Source organism: Idiomarina abyssalis (assembly GCF_900116625.1).
In the GTDB taxonomy this organism is placed as follows: Bacteria; Pseudomonadota; Gammaproteobacteria; order Enterobacterales; family Alteromonadaceae; genus Idiomarina; species Idiomarina abyssalis.
The window spans coordinates 411,242-435,312 of sequence record NZ_FPBE01000001.1 but is presented as its reverse complement, the minus strand read 5'-3'; the positions used below and the strand labels follow the sequence as shown (position 1 = coordinate 435,312).

The window sequence follows — 24,071 nt, the reverse complement described above, 5'->3', positions numbered from 1 at the left end:
TAACAATTTGTCGATATAAAAAAAGCAGGCCGAAGCCTGCTTCTTACACTTATCGCCTAATTTATAATGTGTAAATTATAAGCTGGCAAGCGTTTCATTTAATACGGAACAAGGGCGCATTGCTGCTGATACCTTATCGGTATTTGGCTGATAGTAACCACCAATGTCTACTTTAACGCCCTGAACCTTGTTCAGTTCATCGATAATGACCTGCTCGTTACCAGACAGCTTTTCAGACAGCTTGCTGAAACGCTCTTTAAGTTCAGCATCGTCGTTCTGGTTCGCCAGCGCTTCTGCCCAGTACATTGCCAGGTAGAAGTGTGAGCCACGATTGTCTATCTCACCCACTTTACGTGACGGTGATTTGTTCTCTTCCAGGAACTTAGCCGTTGCGACATCCAGGCTATCTGCCAGAATTTGCGCGCGGTTGTTATCAAAGGTACGGCTTAGGTGCTCAAGAGACGCAGCTAACGCCAAAAACTCACCTAAAGAGTCCCAACGTAAGTGATTCTCTTCAACAAACTGCTGCACGTGTTTAGGCGCTGAACCGCCGGCACCAGTTTCAAACAAACCACCACCGTTCATTAACGGAACAATTGACAGCATTTTCGCTGACGTGCCCAGTTCCAGAATTGGGAACAAGTCCGTCAGGTAGTCACGCAGTACGTTACCGGTAACAGAAATGGTGTCCTTGCCTTCTTTAACACGCTGTAGCGTGTGGCGAGTCGCTTCAACCGGCGCCATGATCTGAATGTCCAGACCATCGGTGTCGTGTTCTTTCAGGTACTCTTCCACTTTCTTAATTAACTGAGCGTCGTGAGCGCGGTTGCTGTCTAACCAAAATACTGCAGGCATACCGCTTAAGCGTGAACGGTTAACCGCCAGCTTAACCCAGTCACGAATCGGTGCGTCTTTTACCTGACACATGCGCCAGATATCACCTTCTTCAACGTGGTGTTCGAACACAACATCGCCGGCTTTGTTAAATACTTTTACTGCACCCTTTGCCGGAATTTCAAAGGTCTTGTCGTGAGAGCCATACTCTTCAGCTTTTTGCGCCATTAGGCCAACGTTAGGTACGGTACCCATAGTTGCCGGATCAAAGGCGCCATTTTCTCTACAGAAATTAATGGTTTCCTGGTAAACACCTGCGTAGCTACGATCCGGGATCATTGCTTTAGCATCTTGTCGGCTGTCGTTCTTATCCCACATTTTTCCAGAATCACGAATCATTGCCGGCATTGATGCGTCAATAATGATGTCACTTGGTACGTGTAGGTTTGTAATGCCCTTATGCGAGTTAACCATTGCCAGTTCCGGCTGTTTTGAATAAACCGCTTCCAGGTCTGATTCAATTTCAGCACGCTTGTCTGAACCAATTTTTTCCAGCTTGTTGTACAGGTCACCAATACCGTTACTTGCGTCAAACTCAATATCTTTCATAACGTCAGCGTGTTTTTCCAATACATCTTTATAGAAAACACGAACCGCATGACCAAACATAATTGGGTCAGAGACTTTCATCATGGTGGCTTTTAAGTGCAGTGACAATAATACGCCCTGCTCTTTAGCCGCTGCAGTTTCTTTCTCAAAGAACGCCTGCAGTTGCTTTTTACTCATCGTTGCAGCGTCAACTACTTCGCCTGCCAGTACGGGTACCGATTCCTTCAGTACTTTTTGCTCACCGTTGCTCTCAAAAACAATTTTAAATGTGTCATCGGCCGAAGAGGTTACCGATTTCTCGCTGCTGTAGAAATCGCCGTCGTTCATGTGCGCAACGTGTGATTTAGAATCCTTAGACCACTCACCCATACGGTGCGGGTGTTTCTTCGCGTAATTTTTTACAGCGCTTGGTGCGCGACGATCAGAGTTACCTTCACGTAATACCGGGTTAACCGCACTGCCCTTTACTTTGTCATAACGAGCACGAACGTCTTTTTCTTCATCCGTTTGTGGGTCAAACGGGAAGTCAGGCAGCTTATAACCTTGTTCCTGAAGCTCTTTGATGCAAGCTGTCATTTGCGGGATAGATGCACTGATGTTTGGCAGCTTAATAATGTTTGCTTCCGCTGTCTTCGCCATTTCACCCAGTTCAGCTAAAGCATCTGACTGACGTTGTTCTTCGCTCAGGTACTCCGGAAACTGCGAAATAATACGACCAGCTAAAGAAATATCACGAGTTTCAACTGAAACACCAGCTGCCTTAGTAAATGCTTCAATAAAAGGCAGAAACGAATAGGTAGCAAGGCGCGGCGCCTCGTCCGTTTCAGTATAAATAATCTTTGCTTTATCAGTCGACATAGTCATTCCTATTTATTGGACCAAAGTAAAAATCTATTAGCTTACTTATGTAATTTTGTGGCGCAGATTATAGAGGATCTGGCTCTGAATTACCATTCACCCGTGTTTTCCATAGAGGCCCACGGCTCTTGTGGCGGCAAGTTATCACCTTTTTGCAGCAGCTCTATTGAGATATTATCCGGCGAGCGTACAAAGGCCATGTGCCCGTCTCTCGGAGGCCGGTTAATAATGACGCCGTTATCCATCAGTTTTTGGCACAACTCATAAATATTCTCGACTCGAAACGCTAAATGCCCAAAGTTACGGCCACCGCTATAAGTTTCCGGGTCCCAGTTGTAGGTCAACTCCATCATCGGCGCCTGTTCTTTTTTAGCGCGCTCAACGTCATCCGGTGCAGCTAAAAAGACTAAAGTGAAACGGCCTTTTTCTACCTCCTTCCGTTTAACTTCCTGCAATCCCAATAAATCACAATAGAAATTCAAAGATTGTTTTAAGTCGTGCACCCGCACCATGGTGTGTAAATATTGCACTTTCTATCTCCTTCCTGCTCAATAAGGGCTTCAGCACCTCGTTCAATAAGGTCGAAACAGCGTCCAAATTCTTCCGGCCTTCCAAAATACGGGACTGGCACCGGCAATGGTTCATCACTGTTTTCTATTTTTCTTACCTTTCCTTGATTTAAGTTAAAGATACATTTAATATGCATTTATTAGATACATTAGGAATGTCTCTTATGAAACCACGTAAACTATTACAAACCTCTAACACTTCTATGGTGGTGTTTTTATTACTTTCAATCGTCGTTTTTTATCTGGCCTGGTTCCAGGAAGAAAACTTACCTTTGATGCTGTTAGTTTTCTTGCATTTGTCACAGGTAATCTTAGCCGGTTTGTTCAAAGTGGCTTATGTATTTAGATTGATAGCGCAGAATCAATTAGGGGAAGAACTCAGATAAACTGGTTGGTCAGTTTTTTTCGCTCACGCCAGTCAGGAAGAAACTCATCCATGAGTGCGTAAAAGCGCGCGTTATGATAACGCTCAAACAGGTGTGTTAGTTCATGAACCACTACGTACTCAAGGCACTCGACCGGTTTTTTAACCAGTTCCAGGTTCAGCCATATCTTTTTGCTGCCTATATTGCAGGTACCCCAGCGGGTTTTCATCGCCCTGATACCGAAACCGCTGCTGTAAACTCCCATTCGCGGTTGCCAGATACCCAGTAAGGCTTCAACTTCGCGGGTAATTTGGTCCCGGTACCAACGATCCAGAACCTGTTTACGCTGAACTGCATCGTAATGTGGCAGAGAAACCAGTTGCAGTTTATTATCCTTCAAGCTAACCGAGGCACCACGCTTTTTAAGTGCAATATCCAGTGTGTACACTTTTCCCCAGAACTTATGCTCTTCACCTGAAACAAACTGAAGTTCTGGCTGTACCGGTTGCATCGCAATTCTTTCCCGTTGCTTTATCAACCAGTCATGACGCTCAAACAACCAGCTTTCAATCTCATTCAACGAGCACTGCTTAGGAGCCGAAACTTCAACATCACCCGAGGGCGCACGCACCCTTAAGTACATATTCTTAATCCGCTTACTCTTAACCGTAACGGGAATATCGTTAATGAGCAGCTTTGCGCTGTATAAACTTTTACCTTCTTTCGGCATCTTGCTGAGCCACTATCAGTTGCTTTAATTCCCGAATTTCCTGCTGTAAATCAGTTATAGAAGGTTCTTTATCTCCGAGTTCTTGAGCCTCATTTTCCTGGCCAAGCTCAACCTTACGACCCTCTTTATCCATGACGTTAATCACAATACCTATAACCATGTTTAAAAACGCAAAAGCAGTCAGGAAAATAAAAGTCATATAGTAAATCCAGCTCCAACCATAAACTTCCATGGTTTCATACTGAATATCCGTCCAGTCTTCAAAGGTCATCACCCTGAACAGCGTAAGCATTGAAGTGGCAATGTTATCCCATAAGAACGGGTTGATGTCGGCGAACAAGTAGCTACCAACTGCCGCATAAATATAGAAGATAATAAACATCAGCAGTACAACGTAACCCATCTGGGGAAGCGCTTTTAGCAAGGAGTTTATTAAGGTTCTAAGCTCAGGAATAATGGATATCATCCTAAGTACTCGGAAAATACGGACCAAGCGCGCCAGCAAGGCAAGTTCAGAGTCATTGATTGGAATAAGACTGACCAATACGACCAGGGTATCAAACACATTCCAGCCATCTTTAAAAAAGGCTTTTTTATTGTCTTCGGCAATAAAACGAATGGTAATTTCAATTAGAAAAAACAGCGTTATAAAAAGGTCTAAACCATACGTCAGGCTATTAGCAAAAGCGGGTAACTCGTAGGTTTTAGCGCCAATTTCCAAAGCCGAAATAATGATAACGGCAACCACCAGAGCTTCAAAAATCTTGTTACTTTTAAGCTGAAACAACTGCTTTTTAATGTTTTCGTACATAAATTAACGACTCAGAAGAATAGTAAGTACAAGACAACCGCCAGGACTAAACGGTAGATAACGTAGGGCCACATACCGAACGCGTTAAGCCACTTCAGGAAAAAGTGAATAGCGGTAATGGCAGTTAGAAACGACACAACGCCTCCAACCAGAAAACCCAACCAATCGACGGCAATGGACTCTGAGGCTATGGTTAATAGCTTAACCAGCGCAGCAGCAGCAGTAATTGGAATGGCCATAAAAAATGAGAACTTTGAAGCTGACTCTCGGTTTAACCCTAAAAACAAACCCGCGGTTATGGTAGCGCCTGAACGCGAAGTGCCCGGAATCAGTGCTAAAGCTTGGGCAAGTCCAACAATAATCGCATCTTTAAAACCAATGTCCTGCAAGGTTCTGCTGCCGCGGGCGAAGCGATCGGCAACCGCTAAAAGCACAGCGAAAACAACCGTGGTAGTGATGATAACCCCCACAGCTCTTAGCGCAGTGTCTATGTAATCCAGTAGCAGTATACCCGCAATACAAGCAGGTATAGTTCCAACAACAACAGCCCAGCCTAAGCGACTTTGTCCGACATGTTGGCGAGCAGCGATAGAACGAAGGCCATCGACAAAGAGTTCAGTGACATCTTTGCGAAAATAGAGAATGACAGCAAGCAAAGTACCGACATGAACGGCGAGATCAAAGCCTACACCTTGATCTTCCCAGCCAGTAAGTATTGGCATCAAAATTAAATGAGCAGAACTGGATATTGGAAGAAACTCGGTTATCCCCTGGATAATGCCAAGGATGATCGATTGTAAGAAATCCATTAAAAATGCTCGCCTTCATTCTGCTCAAATAGAAAGCGAGCATTATAGTCAGTTTCGTCGCTAGAACGAAAGTAAGATTAAGTGATTAAGCGCCACATTTACCTTCGCCGCACTTACCTTCACCACATTTTCCTTCTTCAGACTTTTCTGATTTTTCACCTTTTCTCTCGGCCTTTTCTTTCTTCATTTCTTCGCCGCACTTACCTTCACCGCATTTTCCTTCACCACACTTGCCTTCTTTGGCCTTTTCCTTTCTCTCTTTCATTTCTTCTTTGGATTTTTCTTTCATTTTCTCTTCGCCACATTTTCCTTCACCGCATTTCATTTCTTGTGGTTGAGAAACCTCATAGCCCGAAGAAAGCTCCGTTGCTTCAAAAGGGTTTGCCTGAGCAGCGCCCATGCTCATTGCTGAAGCTACAGATAAGGCCGAAGTAATAGCCAGAGTTTTTGATGTCAGTTGTTTCATAATAATTACCTAAATTTGTTTGTTGGGGTCTCTTTAACTGTAGTTTATTTTTACAATAAATAGACAGTTATTTACATATTATTAACTCAATATTCTATCATGCAAGGTTCGGATCACATTCTCACCCTCACTGTCTTCTACCAGAAAGCAAAGGTTATGCTCGCTCGCTCCCTGGCAAATCAAACGCACAGCATAGTCATTCACTGTGTTAAAAGTGAGTTGGCTAATATGAGCATCTCGTCCAATGCCGTTTCCAATAATAGCCACCAGCGATAACCCCGTTTCAATTTCTACGCGGCAAAACTGCTCAAGCTCCTCTAAAGCAGCAGCCGGTAATAAGGCTTGTCCATTTGCAATACTTCCGCCTTCGTCCAGCGTCAGCGCAATGCTGACTTCTGAGGTTGTGACCAAATCCACACTGACATTATAGCGCGCCAGTATCTCAAAAAGCCGTGCCAGAAAACCACTCGCATGCAGCATACTCAAACTATGAACGGTCACTAAAGTCTGATTCCGGCGAAGTGCAACCGCTCTTACGTCAGGCCGGGTTGTAGGGGTTGCGGATATATACGTACCACCGGCTGCTGCATTCTGGCTACTGCCAATGAATACCCGAATTGCATTTTTAATAGCAGGTGCCAGACTGGATGGGTGCAGGATTTTAGCTCCAAAAGTCGCTAACTCTGCCGCTTCTGAGAAACTCATTTCGGCTATCGCCCGGGCGCTGGAACAGATTCTTGGGTCTGTTGTATAAATTCCCGCAACGTCCGTCCAAATTTGTAAATCCGTTGCATTAAAACCTGCGGCTAGCAATGCGGCGCTATAATCGCTTCCCCCGCGACCTAAAGTCGTTGTCTGGGTTTTATCATCTGAGCCAATAAACCCCTGAGTTACCCACACACACCCGGACTCGAGCTTCTGCTTCTGCTCAAGACAATGTGACTTAGTTGAAACTTCATCCGGCTGCGCCCGGCCAAAAGCGCTGTTTGTTTTCAGCAGTTGCCGCGCATCCAACGTATCCGATAACAAGCCTTGTTCATTTAGAACGCAAGAAAACAAAAGACTCGAGCAACGCTCACCAAAGCTTAATAACTCATCCCGCCAGGCGGCCCAGTTTGCTATTGCTTTTTGACAGTGAGACTCCAGTTCATCATGTAACTGAGACAAGGATAGTTCCAGAGCACCGGAGCTCTTCAGTTTTTGCTGAATAGAGGCATGAATAGTATAAATTTCATTTCGCAGAGATTCTGTTTGCTTACCCTGTTTATCAGCTATTTCTGCCAGCCGATTCGTGACTCCGGCGCAGGCACTAACAACGACCAGACGAATAGAGGGGTTATTCTGAACAATTTGGGCACAGCGTAGCATTGAAGGATAGTCGGCAACGCTCGTACCTCCGAACTTAGCAACAGTAAAAGACACAGTTTTCTCCTGAACATAACAACATAAGTGTTCGGAGAACTCAGGTTTTGCAGAGTAAGTGGCGAGATTAACTTAATAGCCAATAGGCAAATGCAAACACCAGAAGCTCTCCACCCTGAAGGTGACAGTTGTGGGTGTTCAAACCCTGCAACCGGCAACATTGCCGCCAAATGACTATGCTACCTCGGCGTAATACCCCTCCCCTTCGACTCAAATCCGGCTTTGGCAACCTAAGTTCGAAAGTTCCTGGTGTACGCACCTCTTCTTTGTGCAAATTAGACCACGCCCGACAAAGCGTGGTCAATTTATTTACTCACTAAGACTGCTTTAGCGAGTCCATATCAATTACAAATCGATACTTCACATCACCTTTTTTCATCCGTACAAAGGCATCGTTGATGTTCTGGATATCCAGCATTTCAACATCGCAATGAATAGAGTGTTCGGCACAGAAGTCGAGCATTTCCTGTGTTTCAGGAATGCCACCAATTAAGGAGCCAGCAAGTACCCGGCGTTTCATCACCAGCGCTCCGGCTTGTAATGCAGGGTCAACCGGCTCTAACAGACCCACTAGAATGTGCGTACCATCGACTTTCAAACAGTTAATGTACGGATTGAGATCATGCTGTACCGGCACGGTATCCAGTAAAAAATCGAAGGTCTCTGCTGCCGCTTCCATTTGTTTATCATCAGTTGAGATAATCACATGATCTGCGCCTTGCTTTTTAGCTTCGGACACTTTGCTTTCTGAGCGCGTAAAAATAGTGACTTCAGCTCCCATGGCTTTAGCAAATTTAACGCCCATATGTCCCAGGCCACCCATGCCGATGACACCTACCTTGTGCCCTTTTTGCACACCAAAGTGGCGCAATGGTGAATAGGTTGTAATACCGGCACACAGAAGTGGCGCGGCTTTTGCCGGATCCAGTTTTTCTGACACCCGCACTACAAAGCGGTCACTGACGACTATCTTCTCTGAGTAACCACCATAAGTAATGCTTTTATCGTGCAAGTCTTCTCCGTTATAGGTTGGTACCATCCCGTTAAGGCAATATTGCTCCAGACCCTTTTCACAAGAAGAGCACTCGCGGCACGAGTCAACCATACAGCCAACACCAACAGTGTCTCCCACACTGAAGTCCTTAACATTATCGCCTACGGCCGTGACTTTACCGATTATCTCATGACCGGGCACAACTGGGTAAATGGTGCCACCCCAATCGTTTTCGGCGTAATGAATGTCCGTGTGACAAACGCCACAATAGGTAATCTCTATTGCAACATCATCAGCACGCAGCTCACGTCGTTCAATAGCATGAGGCGCCAATTCAGAAGTTTCAGATTGTGCAGCGTAGGCTTTTGTCATTTATTACTCCGTTAAATTATTGTATCTAAGTATTGTACTCGTTAACTTATATTTTAGATTGCCGGCTTTTGAGTTATTGCAACCCGTGCGGCGACAACATACCATCCAATAATATTGTTTAAAAAATAGATGACTTATGAAGTACACACTGTTTTTGTTGCTGACTGCATTCTTTTGCCTTAATTCACCCGGGATAACCGCTGCGGTTAATTCAGGCGGCACTAATAATGAGCAAAGCCCACTAACCGATTATTTAATTCGACACTGGGAAACGCGTGATGGATTACCCCACAACTCGGTTAATGAACTCATTCAGGATAATAAAGGCTACCTTTGGTTAGCAACCTGGCAAGGGCCTGCCCGCTTTAATGGTCGTCGTTTCGATATCTACGATAATTTACGAGAAACCGGTTTACCTGATATAGGCATGTATACCGCAGCCTACAGCCATTGCGATGGCAGCATTTATGTGGCCGGTAGCCGGGGCGGAATTGCTCGTTTCTATGATGGACACTGGGAAGCACTTGAATCCACTCCACCTTTTGTAAACCACTTATTTACTGATGATAACTGCAACCTTTGGGTCTCAACTTCAGAGCTTGGCTTGCTCGTTTATAAAAACAATCAACGCACCGCACAATTTACGACTAACCATGGTCTGAATTCCATGTTTGTCTATGAGTCGCTGGTCGACAGCCAGGGCAACTTGTGGGCAGCCACCAATAAAGGGCTTCAGGTAAAAAAAGTTGGTCAGGCTCGCTTTGAAACTATTACTGCCATTCCGGAGCGGTTAGTCACCGCCCTACTTGAACTGCAAAACGGTACTTTACTGGTAGGCACGGAAAATGGGTTGTATCAGCAAAAGGTAAATACCGAGTTCGAGCGTACACTTCCCGAAATTGACAGAAGAATCAGTACCCTGTTTCAGTCACCTGACAAGCAACTTTGGCTGGGAACCTATCGGGACGGGCTCATTCGCATTAGCGATAAATACGGTATAGAAATTTTCGATACCAGCGAAGGTCTGCCTAATAATCATGTATTGGATATTATTCAAGACAGAGAAGGCAGCTTTTGGGTCTCAACTCACGGTGGACTGGTTCAGTTCAGAGATGCACTTTTTTCGACTTATACAAAAAAAGACGGGCTTACAGGTAACTATATCAGAGCCTTAGCAGAAAGTGACAAAAGTGAAATCATCGTTGGTTCCAGCAATGGTGTTTCAGTTGTAGACGAAACGGGAGTTTCTGCCCTGGCTCCCGACACCCCATTAAACGAGCAGTCGGTATTGTCACTGGCGTATGATGATACGCAACAACTCCACATCGGAACATACACTGACGGCCTTTATATTTGGGACGGAGAGAGAATTGTCCGGCACTTTGACACTAATAACTTATTAAAAGCGGACGAAATTCGTCAAATTGAGCTTGACCCTAAACTGGGGAAATTCCTGGCTACACCTTTGGGCATTACGCATTTGTACCAAAACTCCGAAGGGCAATGGGTATCCCAACATATTTCTCAAGAAGATGGTTTAACCAATAATTATACGACCTCGTTACATCTCGATAAAACAGGCAGGCTTTGGGCTGGTTCAGCGCGTGGTGTGGTTAGTATTAATATCGTCGCTAAAAATGATGCATTCGATTACCAAATCACTCCTGTTAACTTAACCGAACTGAACAATGCCGAACTGGCTTTTCATGTTACCGAGCATTCTGGTTACCTATGGATGGCAACCGATCGCGGACTTATTGCTCATAACCTTAGTAAGAACACTTGGAAAATTTTCAACCGTGACCAAGGCTTGCCCTTTGATAACTTTATGTCCGTGACTTTCGACGGCAATGGTAATCTCTGGCTGGGTTCAAACCGTGGCCCAGTGATGATTGAACATGATTCTTTTACTAAAGTCTTAGCAGGACAGGCAGACAAACTTAATGTTCAGCGCTTCAGTGAAGTCGACGGTCTTGAGAGCGCTCAAATAAACAGTGGTGGTCCATCCATGCTCCAGGCCCGCGATGGCAGTATTTGGCTAGCAACCAGCAATGGAGTTTCAGAGGTTGATCCGAAAACGATTACGGAAATTGGCAACCTTCCTCCTGAGGTTAATATTGAGTCAGTAAAAGCCGACGGTGAAACAGTCATCTTCGGAGAGAAACTGAGTGCTGAAACGGACCGAATCGTGTTCGAATTTGTTGCTCCCGGTTATCTTATGGCCGAACAAATTGACTATCAGGTACGCCTGGTTGGCTTTGACGAAAATTGGGTGAATAAAAACTCTCTTAACTCTGCAGAGTACACGACCTTGCCGGCCAACGATTATATCTTTCAGGTTCGGGCCAGGTATCCCGGTGGCCAATGGAGTCAACCCGACTATTTTGCTTTCCGGCAGTCGGCTCATATCTGGATGCAGGCATGGTTTTGGATTGTTGCCTCTTTAGCTGTTGCGCTTTTAGCATTGGTTGGCGTAAAAGCACGCCTTAACCAGCATAACCAGACACGGCTGCGACTGGAAAAAATGGTTAAAGAGAAAACAGCTGACTTAGAGACCATGGCACGGCAGGATCCATTAACGAATCTTGGAAACCGGCGCGCCTTTGATGAACGCCTGCAACATGAGCTGAGTCGCTGCAGACGCGACGGAACCTATTTAAGTTTAGCTATCCTTGATGTCGACTACTTTAAGGATGTCAACGACCATTACTTACATACTGTCGGCGATAAGGTGTTGGTAAGAATCGCGGATGTACTGCGTGATGAGATCAGAGACATTGATTATGTCGCTCGTTGGGGCGGTGAAGAGTTTGCCGTATTAATTACGAACTCTGAGCTTGAAGTCGCTAAGGAAGCCAGTGAACGAATGCGTGAGCGAATAGCTGCAACACCATTCGACGATCTTGTTGAAGACATGAAGATTACCGTTAGTATTGGTGTTGCCAGTAGTTTTCACTATGCTGATCATGCTGGTTTACTCGTTGCAGCTGATCAGGCTCTTTATCAGGCAAAAAGTGCCGGTCGCAACCGAATGGAGTCAAAACCATGAACAAGCATAACTCAATAAACGTTGAAGCTTTTCTTGATAACGACAGCGAAACCTTCAGTTACGTTGTCTTTGATTCGGATGAAAAAGATGCCGTTATTATCGACCCTGTGCTCGACTTTGATTACCCCTCGGGTAAAACCTGTACTAACGGCGCACAACGCATTTTAGACTTTGTTCACACAAACAGTCTAGATGTTGCCTGGATACTGGAAACGCATGCGCACGCTGACCACTTAAGTGCCGCTCCTTTTTTAAAAAAGCAACTTAATGCGCCTATTGCCATCGGCGAGCATATTACGGATGTGCAAAAAATATTTAAGCAGGTCTATAATCTTGAAAAAGAGTTTTTACCTAATGGAGAGCACTTCGATAAACTGTTAAGTGACGGAGAGACCTTTCAGGTGGGGTCAATGAGTTTCCGTGTAATACATACACCAGGCCACACACCTGCTGATATCGCTTACGTTGTGAATGAAAACAAAGTCTTTGTGGGTGATACATTATTTAACCCGGACGTAGGAACTGCTCGCTGTGACTTCCCCGGAGGCAGTGCCAATACTTTGTATCAGTCTATTCAAAAGCTTTTCCAACTGGACGGTACAACGGACGTTTACATTTGCCACGACTACCCTCCCGAGGGGCGCGAGCATCAATGTAAAACCACGATACAAGAACAAAAACAAAACAACATCCATGTCGGCGGACAAGCCAGCGAAGAACAGTTTGTAAAATGGAGAGAAGAGCGCGATACAACACTGGATATGCCGCGACTTATCATTCCTTCCATTCAAGTTAATATTCGTGCGGGTCAAATGCCCCCGGCAGAAAGTAATGGTACTGTTTACCTAAAAGTCCCTTTGAACCGTTTATAACTGCAAGCAGGTACTTAAAATGATGAACAAAACCACTCTCGCTATTTCATTATCACTACTATTGGCTGGTTGTGGCCAGCCACAACAGACGGAAACAGCATCAGACAGTCAAACAAGCTCAGTTAAACAAACCTCTCAAACCGAACAACTCCAGGAGATTTATAAGAACTACTTTGACGAACAACTGAAACTAAACCCGTTATTAGCGACTTATATTGGGGACAATCAATATAATGATGAATTGCCGAACTTCTATTCAGAAGAGCATCTTGAAGAATTACTCGCTTTAGAAAAAAGCTACTTAGAGAAAATTAAAGGCATCAATGCCGAGCAGCTCCCCCGCTCAGAGCGGATCAGTTATGAAATCTTCAAGCGAAACAGGGAACTGGCCATTGAGGGCGCTCAATATCCTGAGCATTTGTTACCTATCAACCAGTTTTATAATATCGCCGGTCGCCTGGCAATGCTTGGCTCTGGCACGTCGGCTCAACCATTCAATACAGCAGAAGACTACCGCGCATGGGCCAGTCGCATGAAGCAAATTCCGCGACTTTTCGAGCAAGCTATTGAGAATATGAAAATTGGCGTTAAACAAGACATTGTCCAGCCGCGCGTTTTAATCGAGAAAGCCATTCCCCAAATTGACGCACAAATTACCGAAGACGTTACGCAAAGCATTTTTTGGCGCCCGGTTAAAGACTTACCTGAGGACATAGCAAGTACAGACGCCGAAGCAATTCGTAAAGAATACCGCGATGTTATCGCCAATACCGTCATGCCTGCTTATCAAAAACTCAGTGATTATCTCAGTAATGAATATTTACCAGAGACTCGTACAGACAGTTTTGGCTTGGGTCAGTTGCCCGGCGGTACTGAGTGGTATGAGTATAGAATTAAGGCTAACACTTCAACTGAGTTAAGCGCTGATCGTATTCACAATATTGGTTTGGATGAAGTTGCCCGTATTCACGGTGAAATGCGCGACATCATGGAGGAAACAAACTTTGAAGGCGACTTACAGGCCTTCTTTGACTTCATGACGAACGACGAACAATTCATTTACGATAGCAGAGACGAAATGGTCGAAGACTACCGGTCCTTGCGAGGTACTGTTGATGAAGTCGTTGGCGAGCTCTTCGATATCTTCCCTCAGGCTGAGTACGAAGTGCGTAAAGTCGAGGAGTTTCGTGAGCAATCGGCAAGTTCAGGTTCCTACCAGGCCGCGCCCACCGATAACTCGCGACCTGCAATTTTCTATCTGAACACTTACGACTTGCCATCGCGTCCAAGTTGGGCAAAAACAGCTCTATTCCTGCACGAGGCAGCGCCGGGTCATCATTTCCAGATATCCATTCAGCAGGAACTGGAAGACTTACCCCGGTTCCGGAAGTTCGGCCGGGAAACTGCCTACACTGAAGGCTGGGGATTATACTCAGAAGCTTTAGGTTACGATATGGGTCTCTACGATGACCCTTACCAGCGTTTCGGACAACTGGCTGCAGAATTGTGGCGCTCTATACGCTTAGTCGTTGATACAGGAATTCACGCTAAAGGCTGGAGTCGTCAACAAGTATTAGATTACATGTATGACAATGCTCCGGTTGCAGAGGCTCGTGCGGTATCAGAGGCCGAGCGCTTTATGGCGTTACCCGGTCAGGCACTGGCCTATAAAATTGGTCAGCTAAAAATTAGCGAACTCCGTCGCGATGCTGAGAGAAAGCTGGGTAATAACTTTGATATTAAAGCTTTCCACCGTGTGGTTCTTGAGGACGGTGCTGTTCCACTTACCGTACTGGAGCGCAAGGTGAAACGTTGGGTTGCTCAGCAACTGTAGTTTAAAGCAAGTGATCAACCGGCAAACGGGCGGTTAACCAGACCGCCAAGCGCCGCCAAATACCGGCCCCCGGCTCTTTATAAAGCCTCAGTGCCGGTATTTTACTTTTATCCAGCCAGTACAGCTTATAAAAACGATTAAGCCTCGCTTCGTAGGTGCGTAGCGGTAATTCATGCTCAAACATTGCGTTAATTCGTTCTGCCATCTCTACCGACTCGATTAACAAGCCTGATTCTGTATTGATCTGAGCTGATCTCGGATCAAAATTAAACGAACCAACAAACACTCTCTTAGCGTCAACGGCTACTGTTTTCGCATGCAGACTTGAGGCTGAGCGCCTAAAATATGGCCTGACATCTTTGCGCAGACGCTTCTCTTCTGTTCGGCGCAACTCAAATAGCTGTACCCCTGACAGTAATAAGCGTCGGCGATGACGCTGGTAACCAGCATGTACTGCCGGCACATCGGTTACTGCTAACGAATTAGTCAGGACCCGAACCTTAACCCCCTGCTCTGACAAATTCTCGAGTTCTTTAACACCAGCGGGTGTCGGGACAAAGTAGGGAGAAACCATCACAATTGAATGCTGCGCTGAGCCCAATGTCTTTGCTAGTTGTTGCGTAACCAGCCGTTGCGGCTTGCTATTCAACTGAGCCTTTAAAGGGTCATCACTGACCACAATGGCAGGCGCTTCATACCAACGCTCGGAGTCTTTGTCCGAAAAATTATTCAAATGTTCGTCCGACAGAACAAACTGCTTTAAATCCTGAAGTTCAGGGCGCTTTTGGAATCCGGACCAAATATCCTCAAATAGTCGTTTCTGATTGCTCGACTTTATTGAACTGACCGGCACCGACAAATGACAATTCCAGTAGTGTTGCCAGTCCTCAAGAAGCTTATTAACAACCTCACCTTTGGCAATAACATCAAGATCGGAAAAGAGTTGACCGGCATGGGTGCCGAAATACTCATTACCAACGTTACGCCCACCTACAATGCCAACTTTTCCATCGACCAGTAAGGCCTTATTGTGCATTCGACGGTTCATTCGCTTAAAGTCGGTAAGCCAGTTAAGCCAGCGCCAACGGCGATGTCTAAACGGGTTAAAGAGTTTAATCGTAAAATTGGTTCGGGAAGATAAATCTCGTAATAGCGGCTCCAACGGTTTGCTGTGTAAATCATCCAACAACAAATCAATGCGCACGCCCCTCTCGGCAGCGTCTAGCAACTCCTTTAGCAGTGTCAGGCCGCTACTATCCGGGCGCCACAAATAGTATTGCAAAGCAATATGGTATTTTGCCTCACGTATTAAACGGACTCTGGCAATAAGCGCCCGATGCGCATCGCTTAGAAACTGAAACTTATTATCGGCAGAGGCCGCCAGTAAAGGAGTCATTTTATGCCACTTATTGCCCGTTCCAGACCGTCAAGAGTCAGCGGGTACATTCTGCCTCCGACTAAATCATTTATCATCCGCACCGACATGTAATACCGCCAATGCTCTTCAGGCTGCGGGTTGAGCCAGGCCACTTTTTCGAAGTGCTGAGTTAAACGGTTCATCCAGGCTTCGCCGGGCTCTTCATTCCAATGTTCAACACTGCCTCCGGGGTATGCAATTTCATACGGACCCATTGTCGCATCTCCGACAAACAGCAACTTGTAGTCCTCGCCATATGTCTGAATTAACTGCTCCGTCGGAATTTGCTCCTGCCGACGTCTGGAGTTCTCGCGCCAGACACCTTCATAAACGCAGTTATGAAAATAGAACAACTCCAAATGCTTAAACTCATTTTTTAACGCCGTGAACAATTGCTCACATTGATAAACATAATCATCCATTGACCCACCAACATCCAGCAACAAAATAATTTTAACCGCATTATGTCGCTCAGACTGCCACTTCAGATCAAGTAAACCACCTTTTTTTGACGTAGCTTCAATGGTGCTTTTTAAGTCAAGTTCGCTAGCCGCGCCAGTGCGCGCAAATTGTCTTAGCTTTCTAAGAGCCATCTGAAAGCCGCGTTGTTCCAGTCTGGCGTTATCATCAAGGTCACGAAACTCGCGTTTATCCCACACCTTGGCCGCACTTCGATTACGATTGCCATCCTGGCCTATTCGAATACCTCCGGGATGGTAACCATAAGCTCCAAAGGGCGATGTTCCTCCGGTACCAATCCATTTCGAGCCTCCCTGGTGACGCTTCTGTTGTTCCTTTAAGCGTTCGTGAAAGGTTTTCATTAACTCATCCAGACTACCAAGTTGCTGTACCTTTTTCTTTTCTTCTTCGCTTAAGTTTCGTTTCAGTGCGTTTTCCAGCCAGTCCTTAGGTATCTTATCGGTCACATCGACCTTAGCAACCTTATCCACATACTCGCTGAACGCACGATCAAACTTGTCATAATGAGACTCGTCCTTGACCAGAATAAGCCGGGACAAATAATAAAACTGCTCGACATCGGCGAAAGCCAAGTTAGCCTTCATTGCGCTGAGCAAATCCAGCCATTCGGTAATGCTGGTTTTAAGCCCATGCCGACGCAGAGTTTGAAAAAAATCGATAAACATAATGCGGTTTAGCGCCGTTGGATGCGAGCGTATTCTGCTAAGCGCTCGACATCCTGTTCATGCTTAAGTAAAGCGCCTGACAGAGGCAGTAAACCGCCTTGTTCGCGGCTTTTTCGTAGCGAATTCGCGTCAATATCTTCAACAAGTAAAAGTCTCAGCCAATCCAGCAGTTCCGAGGTTGAAGGCTTCTTTTTCAATCCGGGAACGTCTCTTAACTCAAAGAAAAGTGCCAAAGCAGTATCAAGTAAGTTCTTATGCAAGTTCGGAAAGTGGACATCAACAATGGCTTTTAACGTGTCACTGTCAGGAAACTGAATGTAATGAAAAAAGCACCGACGTAAAAACGCATCCGGCAGGGCTTTTTCATTATTCGATGTTATAAGCACAATAGGACGTTGCTGCGCTTTTATCTGTTCACCTGTTTCGTAAACATGAAAGGCCATTTGATCCAGTTCGTGCAGTAAGTCATTAGGAAACTCAACATCGGCTTTATCAATTTCATCAATAAGCAGAACTGGACGCTTTTCTGCTGTAAATGCCTGCCAAAGCTTACCAGGACGAATATAATTACTGATATCGTGGACTTTATCACTACCCAGCTGGCTATCACGTAACCGCGATACAGCGTCGTATTCATACAAGCCTTGCTGTGCTTTTGTGGTTGATTTAATAGACCATTGCAGCAGCTCGGTATCTAATGCTCTCGCTAACTCTTCAGCCAGGCGCGTCTTCCCGGTGCCAGGCTCACCTTTTAATAATAACGGCTTTTCTAACGTCACCGCGGCATTGACGGCTGTTGCCAGTTCCTGCGAAACGACATACTGAGAACTGCTACTAAACTCCATTCTTGGATCCCTTAATTCAGTGAAAACTGCGCCTATGGTACAACAGGCATCAAGGGTTGTGCCAATCAGCGAGCTTTTCTGCTCTGCAGCTCAGTAAATCTTTGAAGAACCTTTGCAATATCTGCCTTAACAAATGGTTTGGTGACATAATCATTCATTCCGGCACGCAACGCCTGAGTCCGGGTCTCAGGGTAAGCATCGGCAGTTAAAGCAATAACATAGGGCTGATGGATGTCCATTTCGCGCAGCACCCGAGTTGCTTCCATACCGTCCATATGCGGCATATGAAGGTCCATAAACAATACATCGTAGTTTCTTGCCTGCATCATCTTCAGCGCATTTTGTGCGTCGCTCACCAGCTCAACATTCTGATTCAGAGACAACAGCATCTCCTTTATTATCAGCTGATTTATTTTATTATCATCGACAACCAAAACTTGCACTTTGGGTAAAGGTGGCATCTTCTCAGTCTTTGGTTCATTCGCTCCTGCGATCTGAACCGTCATGGGCAGACAAAGGGTGAAACAAGAACCGTGATCAGGTTTGCTATCAACCTGAATGGTACCGCTCAATAATTGTACAATATTGCGAACAATAGCCAGTCCAAGTCCACTTCCACCTTCCGGCCGGTTAAAGCCATCCTGCTCTTGCTCAAACAGTTGCCATATCCGCTGGGTATCATGGATCCCCTTCCCTGTATCCTGGACTTTTACAACCAGTTCCCCTTCGTTTTTCTTGTTTTCGTAGCCTTGCCAGCTTGCGCTGACAGAAATGGAGCCATTTGTAGTGAACTTTAATGCGTTACTGACCAGGTTACTGACAACCTGCGCCACCCGAGCCTGATCCATCAACACGCTTTCCGGAATGTCTTCGCTAATATCCACAATAAAGTCTAACTCTTTGTCCTTTATCGGTTGCTCAAACAAACGAATAACATGGTGTAATACCCTGACTGGAGAGTGCACTCCTAAAGTCACCTTCAGCTGCCCCTCTTCTGCCCGGGTTAAATCAAGTACGTCGTTCAGTGTGGTCAACAAGTAGTCACCGCTGTTCTTAATAGTGGCAAGCAACTGCTGTTGGTGAGAGTTGAGGTTCGTCGATTCTAACACTGAAGCTATACCCAGTATGCCATGCAGTGGAGTTCTAATTTCATGAGACATATTGGCCAGGAATACATTTTTCGCATGTGCCGCCCTGCGGGCATCGAGTTCCGCTTTTTTCTGTTCAGTCACGTCGGTAACGGTACCCGTGTAACGAATCGCCCGGCCTTCACTATCGCGCTCTATAATCTTTCCCCGATCCAGAACATAAACCCAATGCCCTTCTCTATGTCTTATCCGATGCGTACTCTCGTAAAAGGGGGTAATACCGTCCAGGTGGTCTTTAATGGCTCGCCAAACGCCGTCGTAATCTTCCGGATGCAAACGACTTGACCAGCTTTCTACATTTGCCTCCAGTTCGTTCACCTCCCAACCAAACATATTGGCCCAGCGCTTATTAAAAATTGTGACTCCCGTTTGCGGATTCCATTCCCAGGTGCCCAGCCGCGTTGCGTCTAAAATGAGTTGTAACCGGTTACGTTCCATTTCCAAGGCTATTTGCAACTGTTTACGCTCAGTAATATCGATTAAATAACCATACAGATGGTTAGTGCCATCTTCATGCTGCATTACCACTGTGGTATCGGACACCCAGACATCTTGCCCGTTAACATGCTTTACCCGATAATCCTGATGCGTTATTGAGCCACCGGATTCTTTCCCTAAAAGAACTTCCACCTCATCCATAACGCGTGGAAGGTCATCCTGATGAATCAGATCACGATATTCTATTTCTCGTTTTTCTAATCTTTCCTTCTTATAGCCAAGCAGACTTTCAATGTTGTCAGACACAAAAAGAACCGGCCAGCCAGGAGAGTCCTCCCATACAAATAGGCTTAAGCGGCTGCCCACATTCAGCAGGGCCGCTAAATTTTCATTAGTTACAGGTGTTGTCATCAACTTAGACTCTCTTTAGAGGCTTTACTTCGACCAGTTTGCCGCACTAGCAACTTGGTGTACACTGGCAAAAACAATAACATAAAAACAACGATACTCGGATGACCCAGGCAAACGTCAATGAATGGCAAACAGCGCTACTAAAGCAGGTTGATCAACTCATAGAGTTGGCTAAGACTCGTTTACCTGCCAGACAACAGCCCACCATCCGCGGCCCCGAATACTGGCAGCGTTTTGCTAAACATCACTACGTAAGAGCGGCTGATTTATTGAAGGCCGGAAACGGTTTTGAAGCTGCGAAGCATTTCCGTAGAGCAGCACTTTTTGGTCACAGCAAAGCGATGTTATATTTAGGACAAATGTTTTTGCAAGGTAAAGACTTACCTGAAAGTGTCTTTCACGCCTGCTGCTGGCTAACACTGGCGGATAGAGCCGGAGAGGTTGAGGCGGAGCAAATTATTAATGATTTGCTCCATAAACTGACCGCTAGAGAATTAAACAGCGCCCGTCAATTGGCTGCCGAGCGCTTTGAGCAAATTTGTGAGGCCAGCTTCGACGTCCATGGTCTGTAGCTTAAGGATGCCACAGCTTAGTTTTTTCACGAAGCTTGCCACTGGCTACCCAGTCCTGAAGCTGATCCGCCATGCGTTTGCCCGCATCAACCGCTTTTTCCCAGTAATCGATACGAGTCGCTGCATCCAGACTCGCAAAATCTGTTCTGTCTGGAATTTTGCCGTAAGGTAAAGACTGAATGAAGTCTTCTGATGGTGTAACAAATACTACGTTAGGCCATTTTTTCCCGGTAGTCCGCCGCCAACTCAGACGTTTATCGAACCAACCCGGAATTGCTTCGCGGTGGAAGTGAGGATAAAGCACCAGACCATTAACTTCTGACAAGTCTAAATCGAAATGGTAGTCAGTGATCCCGCCGTCACGGTATGTTCCTGTTGGCGCTCCCGGAATGTCGGTAACACCGTCCAACACCAGAGGAATTGAACCTGTCGCTAACAGAGCCGACTGAAAATTTTCATGGGTCAGCTCAACGTGGTGTGTCGGCAAGTCGCGCCAACCTCGCGAAAAGCTAAGATCCGACTGCGGGTGATGAAAAATAACTCGCTCGTAAAACCGCCCTAACCACCGACGATTTAAGCCATTAGCAAAAGCAGAGCTTAACAAACCCAGCATTTGTTTCTTTGTTTCAGCGGCTGTCCACCCCCGGCATCGAGCAACAATGAAATGATGCCGTACGGCCGACTGACCTAAAATTTCAGTTACTGCCTGCTCGGGAACATACTTGGCCAATAAAGCTTTAGCTTCGCTGGTTATCTCATCCCTGTCAGGTTTCGCGCTGTAAGTCTGGGTTCTGTATAAACGACAGAATAAGTCACTGGCTGCTACTGGGTCCTGCTGCCCAAGCGCCGCGAAACGCCATGCACCGGCAGAAGTCCCTAAGGTATTAAGAGGCTCTTTTTTGTCTTTAAAAAATTCGCCAAACATCCACCGGTCCAGCCCCTGGAGCACAAACCACTTAGGTCCGCCGGAGGCGCCTAATAACAAACCGACATCGTCGGCGGTAAGCCCCTGCTCCTGTATATGCTGATAAGCCGAGGCTCCAGCCTTTATGTCAATCCAATCTGTCATACCACCTTCCCAGGCTTATAGTTGTCGTTTTCTTTCTGCGAGGAACCCCAGCAAGAATAATATTCCAATAGTGCTAACCGCCAGCAAATGAAGCGGAATAAGACTTAACCATCCGGCTAAAACCGGTGTGAACCAAACGGTTAACCAACCATACCCAAAAGCACAAACAAGAATAAAGGCCATTGTACGGAACACAAAGTGCCAGTGGCCCACTTGCCTTTTCACCATACGGTTAACTTCGGCACCATAGATGACCAGCAATGTGGCAATAATCATCATGGCTAACTCGTAAAAATGCGGGCGAATCATTAAGCCCAGATTATTTAGCACATTCTGCATGCTAATACCCCTCTCAAAATCGTCGCCCGAGTATACGAATTTTCTCGAGCGTTCGCATCCCAAGTTTGCCTTTTGCTGTGTTATCCTACGACAATAAAGAGGCTTATTTATAGGACGTTCAATGAAAATCATCTCATTTAATATCAATGGTATACGCGCACGTCTGCACCAGCTGCAAGCGTTAATCGATAAACATCAACCTGATGTCATCGGCCTTCAGGAAACTAAAGTCCACGATGACCAGTTTCCGTTAAAAGACGTAGAGGCAATGGGTTATCACGTCATTTTCCATGGGCAGAAAGGCCACTACGGAGTAGCAATGCTCAGTAAAAAGCCTCTGGAAAACCCTCAGTTTGGCTTTCCTTCTGACGACGAAGACGCCCAGCGCCGAATGATTATGGGTGACTATCAACTTAACGACGGTAGTTATGTGCGCATTTTAAACGGTTATTTTCCTCAGGGAGAAAGTCGCGATCACCCAACCAAATTTCCGGCAAAAGAGAAATTCTATCAGGACTTAATGAGCTATCTGGATAACGACCTCTCTCCTGAGCAGCCCGTTATAGTTATGGGTGACGTGAATATATCCCGCATCGATCTGGACATCGGCATTGGTGAGAACAACAAAAAGCGTTGGTTGAAAACCGGCAAGTGCAGCTTCCTACCAGAAGAGCGTGAGTGGATGCAAAAGCTCATGGACTGGGGCTTTACAGACACCTACCGCAAACTAAACCCAGATGTGGATAACCAGTTTAGCTGGTTTGATTATCGCTCTCGTGGCTTTGACGATAACCGCGGACTGCGGATTGATCTTATTCTCGCCACACAAACATTGGCAACAAAGTGCGAGGACAGCGGCATAGACTACGAACTCAGGGGTATCGAGAAGCCTTCCGATCACGCGCCTGTCTGGTCAACCTTTACAGTCTGATTAACACATTGCCGCCGGTTGATATTAATGTTCTTCCGGCGGTAATGTTTCCAGCGCTTTGCGCAAAATAATTGCGAGATCCATATACTCCGGCCCTTTTTTACCTTGTGGATGGCACTCAACGCCTTGTTTTCTTAGCTTGTCTCTTAATTCTTTATACCAATGACGCAACGAAGGCTTTAGTAGTTGTCTCGAACGCCACCCCAGCCAGTATAATCCCTGCAACGGCAGGCTTAGCATAATTAAAGACAGCATAAATCCCGGAGCCAGTTGTTCTTCTGGCATAAATTGCCAGGTTAATGCTGCATTTAAAACAGCAATGGCCGGAGTCCAGCTAATGGCCTTGCGTGTTACCGGTATAATTCTCGATTCAGCCATAGCGGCAACAACTGAATGATGAGGCCATTTATCGGCATACACCTTTCCATCTCTTAAAACAGCAAAAAATGAACGACTCATGATGACCTCTTTGCCAAACCTGATGTAATTATAAACGATTATCTGTCTATTGTACGATATTCGCACTTTCGATATTGTCTTTATTTTTCATGTAGTTACAGCCTTACAACCGCGTAGTGCACAAAGATATCCACAGTTAATGTGGATACAGTTGCAGCCAGCCTTTAGCTTTGCCACTATACTACCTGAATTAGTCAGTAGCATGGTGTCAGCAGTGACAACAAGTAAGCTTCCCATTCTCTATGCGCCGATAACCGGACGCATTATCACAGCGCAACCTTCTCCACCAGTATGCCAGCATGGTTTACTCGGTAAAGGCGTTGTCATAGAAATGACCGGCAGTACCTTGTATGCGCCGGCTGATGGCGAACTAACCCAGATAAGCAGTAGTGGCGATTACTTGTCTTTACGTCTGAATGACACCTACTCTCTACAGTTAATCACAGGTTCAGGCGATGCCTTCGGAACCCACCCAGCTTTGACCGTACTTTGCCGTGAACAAAGCCAGGTTAAATGCGGCGATCCTCTGGTTAAAATTAACCAGTCGTTGCTGCGCAGTTTAAAGCCTGTGCAACAACGGCTTGCGGTTCTCATTTGTTCGCTCGGTCCTGAACAGATAACTGAACCCTTTGACTGGCTGCAATCCGGACTCGTTACCGCAAAAGACAGTCCACTTATTACTTATTAACACCGACAGGAGCTG

The 24,071-nt window shown here is 45.8% G+C and carries 22 protein-coding genes and 1 riboswitch; of the genes, 7 read left to right on the top strand and 15 right to left on the bottom strand.

Annotated features, from left to right (window positions below; genetic code table 11):
* Positions 1-75: 75 nt before the first annotated feature.
* Both BM359_RS02130 and BM359_RS02125 read right to left on the bottom strand, forming a co-directional pair.
* Positions 76-2,301, bottom strand: coding sequence for an NADP-dependent isocitrate dehydrogenase (locus BM359_RS02130; protein ID WP_054487511.1), 2,226 nt, complete (start codon positions 2,299-2,301; stop codon positions 76-78).
* A gap of 89 nt (positions 2,302-2,390) precedes the next feature.
* Entirely contained in the window at positions 2,391-2,831 is a 441-nt protein-coding gene (locus tag BM359_RS02125; protein WP_054487509.1) for a VOC family protein, read from the bottom strand.
* A gap of 203 nt (positions 2,832-3,034) precedes the next feature.
* On the opposite strand from BM359_RS02125, the gene BM359_RS02120 reads away from it, so the two are divergent.
* Positions 3,035-3,256 (top strand): hypothetical protein, encoded by a 222-nt coding sequence (locus BM359_RS02120; RefSeq protein WP_054487507.1) that lies wholly within the window; start codon positions 3,035-3,037, stop codon positions 3,254-3,256.
* Here BM359_RS02120 and BM359_RS02115 read toward each other — a convergent pair.
* The 6 genes from BM359_RS02115 to BM359_RS02090 all read right to left on the bottom strand — a co-directional run bounded on the left by BM359_RS02115 (position 3,249) and on the right by BM359_RS02090 (position 8,839).
* Entirely contained in the window at positions 3,249-3,965 is a 717-nt protein-coding gene (locus BM359_RS02115; RefSeq protein ID WP_054487505.1) for a M48 family metallopeptidase, read from the bottom strand. The genes BM359_RS02120 and BM359_RS02115 overlap by 8 nt on opposite strands.
* The gene (locus tag BM359_RS02110; protein ID WP_054487503.1) at positions 3,949-4,776 is read right to left on the bottom strand and encodes an ion transporter; all 828 of its coding nucleotides are present in this window, start codon (positions 4,774-4,776) and stop codon (positions 3,949-3,951) included. Before BM359_RS02110 ends, BM359_RS02115 begins: the two co-directional genes overlap by 17 nt.
* An 11-nt stretch (positions 4,777-4,787) precedes the next feature.
* A complete protein-coding gene (locus tag BM359_RS02105; RefSeq protein WP_054487501.1) occupies positions 4,788-5,585 on the bottom strand; it encodes an undecaprenyl-diphosphate phosphatase in 798 nt (265 codons plus the stop codon).
* 85 nt (positions 5,586-5,670) lie between these two features.
* A complete protein-coding gene (locus BM359_RS02100; RefSeq protein ID WP_054487499.1) occupies positions 5,671-6,051 on the bottom strand; it encodes an HvfA family oxazolone/thioamide-modified RiPP metallophore in 381 nt (126 codons plus the stop codon).
* A gap of 81 nt (positions 6,052-6,132) precedes the next feature.
* Entirely contained in the window at positions 6,133-7,473 is a 1,341-nt protein-coding gene (lysC, locus tag BM359_RS02095) for a lysine-sensitive aspartokinase 3 (protein ID WP_054487497.1), read from the bottom strand.
* A 95-nt stretch (positions 7,474-7,568) separates the two neighbouring features.
* Positions 7,569-7,745, bottom strand: a riboswitch (Lysine riboswitch).
* A 44-nt stretch (positions 7,746-7,789) separates the two neighbouring features.
* A complete protein-coding gene (locus tag BM359_RS02090) occupies positions 7,790-8,839 on the bottom strand; it encodes an NAD(P)-dependent alcohol dehydrogenase (RefSeq protein WP_054487495.1) in 1,050 nt (349 codons plus the stop codon).
* 136 nt (positions 8,840-8,975) lie between these two features.
* Here BM359_RS02090 and BM359_RS02085 point away from each other — a divergent pair, with 136 nt between their 5' ends.
* Genes BM359_RS02085 through BM359_RS02075 form a run of 3 tightly spaced genes read left to right on the top strand, consistent with a single transcriptional unit; the run spans position 8,976 to position 14,594 of the window.
* Positions 8,976-11,888 (top strand): ligand-binding sensor domain-containing diguanylate cyclase, encoded by a 2,913-nt coding sequence (locus tag BM359_RS02085; protein WP_054487493.1) that lies wholly within the window; start codon positions 8,976-8,978, stop codon positions 11,886-11,888.
* Positions 11,885-12,760 carry an MBL fold metallo-hydrolase gene (locus tag BM359_RS02080; RefSeq protein WP_054487491.1) on the top strand — a complete coding sequence of 292 codons (876 nt, stop codon included), beginning with the start codon at positions 11,885-11,887 and terminating at the stop codon, positions 12,758-12,760. The genes BM359_RS02085 and BM359_RS02080 overlap by 4 nt, the downstream gene beginning before the upstream one ends.
* 19 nt (positions 12,761-12,779) lie before the next feature.
* Positions 12,780-14,594, top strand: a complete 1,815-nt coding sequence (locus tag BM359_RS02075; RefSeq protein WP_054487489.1) for a DUF885 domain-containing protein — start codon at positions 12,780-12,782, stop codon at positions 14,592-14,594.
* A gap of 1 nt (position 14,595) precedes the next feature.
* On the opposite strand, the gene BM359_RS02070 is transcribed toward BM359_RS02075, so the two are convergent.
* The 4 genes from BM359_RS02070 to BM359_RS02055 form a co-directional block, all read right to left on the bottom strand.
* Entirely contained in the window at positions 14,596-15,990 is a 1,395-nt protein-coding gene (locus BM359_RS02070; protein WP_054487487.1) for a phospholipase D family protein, read from the bottom strand.
* Positions 15,987-17,156 (bottom strand): vWA domain-containing protein, encoded by a 1,170-nt coding sequence (locus tag BM359_RS02065; RefSeq protein ID WP_054487485.1) that lies wholly within the window; start codon positions 17,154-17,156, stop codon positions 15,987-15,989. The genes BM359_RS02070 and BM359_RS02065 overlap by 4 nt, the downstream gene beginning before the upstream one ends.
* Positions 17,157-17,164: 8 nt before the next feature.
* Positions 17,165-18,001 carry an AAA family ATPase gene (locus BM359_RS02060; RefSeq protein WP_054487484.1) on the bottom strand — a complete coding sequence of 279 codons (837 nt, stop codon included), beginning with the start codon at positions 17,999-18,001 and terminating at the stop codon, positions 17,165-17,167.
* Positions 18,002-18,066: 65 nt separating this feature from the next.
* Positions 18,067-19,998 carry a PAS domain-containing hybrid sensor histidine kinase/response regulator gene (locus BM359_RS02055; protein ID WP_054487482.1) on the bottom strand — a complete coding sequence of 644 codons (1,932 nt, stop codon included), beginning with the start codon at positions 19,996-19,998 and terminating at the stop codon, positions 18,067-18,069.
* Between the two features lie 101 nt (positions 19,999-20,099).
* On the opposite strand from BM359_RS02055, the gene BM359_RS02050 reads away from it, so the two are divergent.
* Positions 20,100-20,570 (top strand): SEL1-like repeat protein, encoded by a 471-nt coding sequence (locus BM359_RS02050; protein WP_054487480.1) that lies wholly within the window; start codon positions 20,100-20,102, stop codon positions 20,568-20,570.
* A 1-nt stretch (position 20,571) separates the two neighbouring features.
* Here BM359_RS02050 and BM359_RS02045 read toward each other — a convergent pair whose 3' ends face one another.
* Positions 20,572-21,639: a hypothetical protein gene (locus BM359_RS02045; RefSeq protein ID WP_054487478.1), complete on the bottom strand. Its 1,068-nt coding sequence runs from the start codon at positions 21,637-21,639 to the stop codon at positions 20,572-20,574.
* Between the two features lie 15 nt (positions 21,640-21,654).
* Positions 21,655-21,978, bottom strand: coding sequence for a DUF3392 domain-containing protein (locus BM359_RS02040; RefSeq protein WP_054487476.1), 324 nt, complete (start codon positions 21,976-21,978; stop codon positions 21,655-21,657).
* 121 nt (positions 21,979-22,099) lie between these two features.
* Between BM359_RS02040 and xthA the strand changes: the two genes are divergently transcribed.
* Positions 22,100-22,909 carry an exodeoxyribonuclease III gene (xthA, locus tag BM359_RS02035; RefSeq protein ID WP_054487475.1) on the top strand — a complete coding sequence of 270 codons (810 nt, stop codon included), beginning with the start codon at positions 22,100-22,102 and terminating at the stop codon, positions 22,907-22,909.
* Positions 22,910-22,933: 24 nt separating this feature from the next.
* Here xthA and yfbV read toward each other — a convergent pair whose 3' ends face one another.
* Positions 22,934-23,368: a terminus macrodomain insulation protein YfbV gene (yfbV, locus tag BM359_RS02030; RefSeq protein ID WP_054487473.1), complete on the bottom strand. Its 435-nt coding sequence runs from the start codon at positions 23,366-23,368 to the stop codon at positions 22,934-22,936.
* Positions 23,369-23,582: 214 nt separating this feature from the next.
* On the opposite strand from yfbV, the gene BM359_RS02025 reads away from it, so the two are divergent.
* The gene (locus BM359_RS02025; protein ID WP_234972451.1) at positions 23,583-24,056 is read left to right on the top strand and encodes a PTS glucose transporter subunit IIA; all 474 of its coding nucleotides are present in this window, start codon (positions 23,583-23,585) and stop codon (positions 24,054-24,056) included.
* Positions 24,057-24,071 lie beyond the last annotated feature (15 nt).

What these genes read in the sequence shown, in the direction of transcription:
- BM359_RS02105 (WP_054487501.1), bottom strand. Translation starts at nt 5,585, where the DNA reads ATGGATTTCTTACAATCGATCATCCTTGGCATTATCCAGGGGATAACC.
- BM359_RS02110 (WP_054487503.1), bottom strand. Translation starts at nt 4,776, where the DNA reads ATGTACGAAAACATTAAAAAGCAGTTGTTTCAGCTTAAAAGTAACAAG.
- BM359_RS02065 (WP_054487485.1), bottom strand. Translation starts at nt 17,156, where the DNA reads ATGTTTATCGATTTTTTTCAAACTCTGCGTCGGCATGGGCTTAAAACC.
- BM359_RS02100 (WP_054487499.1), bottom strand. Translation starts at nt 6,051, where the DNA reads ATGAAACAACTGACATCAAAAACTCTGGCTATTACTTCGGCCTTATCT.
- BM359_RS02050 (WP_054487480.1), top strand. Translation starts at nt 20,100, where the DNA reads ATGACCCAGGCAAACGTCAATGAATGGCAAACAGCGCTACTAAAGCAG.
- BM359_RS02055 (WP_054487482.1), bottom strand. Translation starts at nt 19,998, where the DNA reads ATGACAACACCTGTAACTAATGAAAATTTAGCGGCCCTGCTGAATGTG.
- BM359_RS02115 (WP_054487505.1), bottom strand. Translation starts at nt 3,965, where the DNA reads ATGCCGAAAGAAGGTAAAAGTTTATACAGCGCAAAGCTGCTCATTAAC.
- BM359_RS02045 (WP_054487478.1), bottom strand. Translation starts at nt 21,639, where the DNA reads ATGACAGATTGGATTGACATAAAGGCTGGAGCCTCGGCTTATCAGCAT.
- BM359_RS02090 (WP_054487495.1), bottom strand. Translation starts at nt 8,839, where the DNA reads ATGACAAAAGCCTACGCTGCACAATCTGAAACTTCTGAATTGGCGCCT.
- BM359_RS02070 (WP_054487487.1), bottom strand. Translation starts at nt 15,990, where the DNA reads ATGACTCCTTTACTGGCGGCCTCTGCCGATAATAAGTTTCAGTTTCTA.
- BM359_RS02040 (WP_054487476.1), bottom strand. Translation starts at nt 21,978, where the DNA reads ATGCAGAATGTGCTAAATAATCTGGGCTTAATGATTCGCCCGCATTTT.
- xthA (WP_054487475.1), top strand. Translation starts at nt 22,100, where the DNA reads ATGAAAATCATCTCATTTAATATCAATGGTATACGCGCACGTCTGCAC.
- BM359_RS02060 (WP_054487484.1), bottom strand. Translation starts at nt 18,001, where the DNA reads ATGGAGTTTAGTAGCAGTTCTCAGTATGTCGTTTCGCAGGAACTGGCA.
- yfbV (WP_054487473.1), bottom strand. Translation starts at nt 23,368, where the DNA reads ATGAGTCGTTCATTTTTTGCTGTTTTAAGAGATGGAAAGGTGTATGCC.
- BM359_RS02075 (WP_054487489.1), top strand. Translation starts at nt 12,780, where the DNA reads ATGATGAACAAAACCACTCTCGCTATTTCATTATCACTACTATTGGCT.
- BM359_RS02085 (WP_054487493.1), top strand. Translation starts at nt 8,976, where the DNA reads ATGAAGTACACACTGTTTTTGTTGCTGACTGCATTCTTTTGCCTTAAT.
- BM359_RS02080 (WP_054487491.1), top strand. Translation starts at nt 11,885, where the DNA reads ATGAACAAGCATAACTCAATAAACGTTGAAGCTTTTCTTGATAACGAC.
- BM359_RS02130 (WP_054487511.1), bottom strand. Translation starts at nt 2,301, where the DNA reads ATGTCGACTGATAAAGCAAAGATTATTTATACTGAAACGGACGAGGCG.
- BM359_RS02120 (WP_054487507.1), top strand. Translation starts at nt 3,035, where the DNA reads ATGAAACCACGTAAACTATTACAAACCTCTAACACTTCTATGGTGGTG.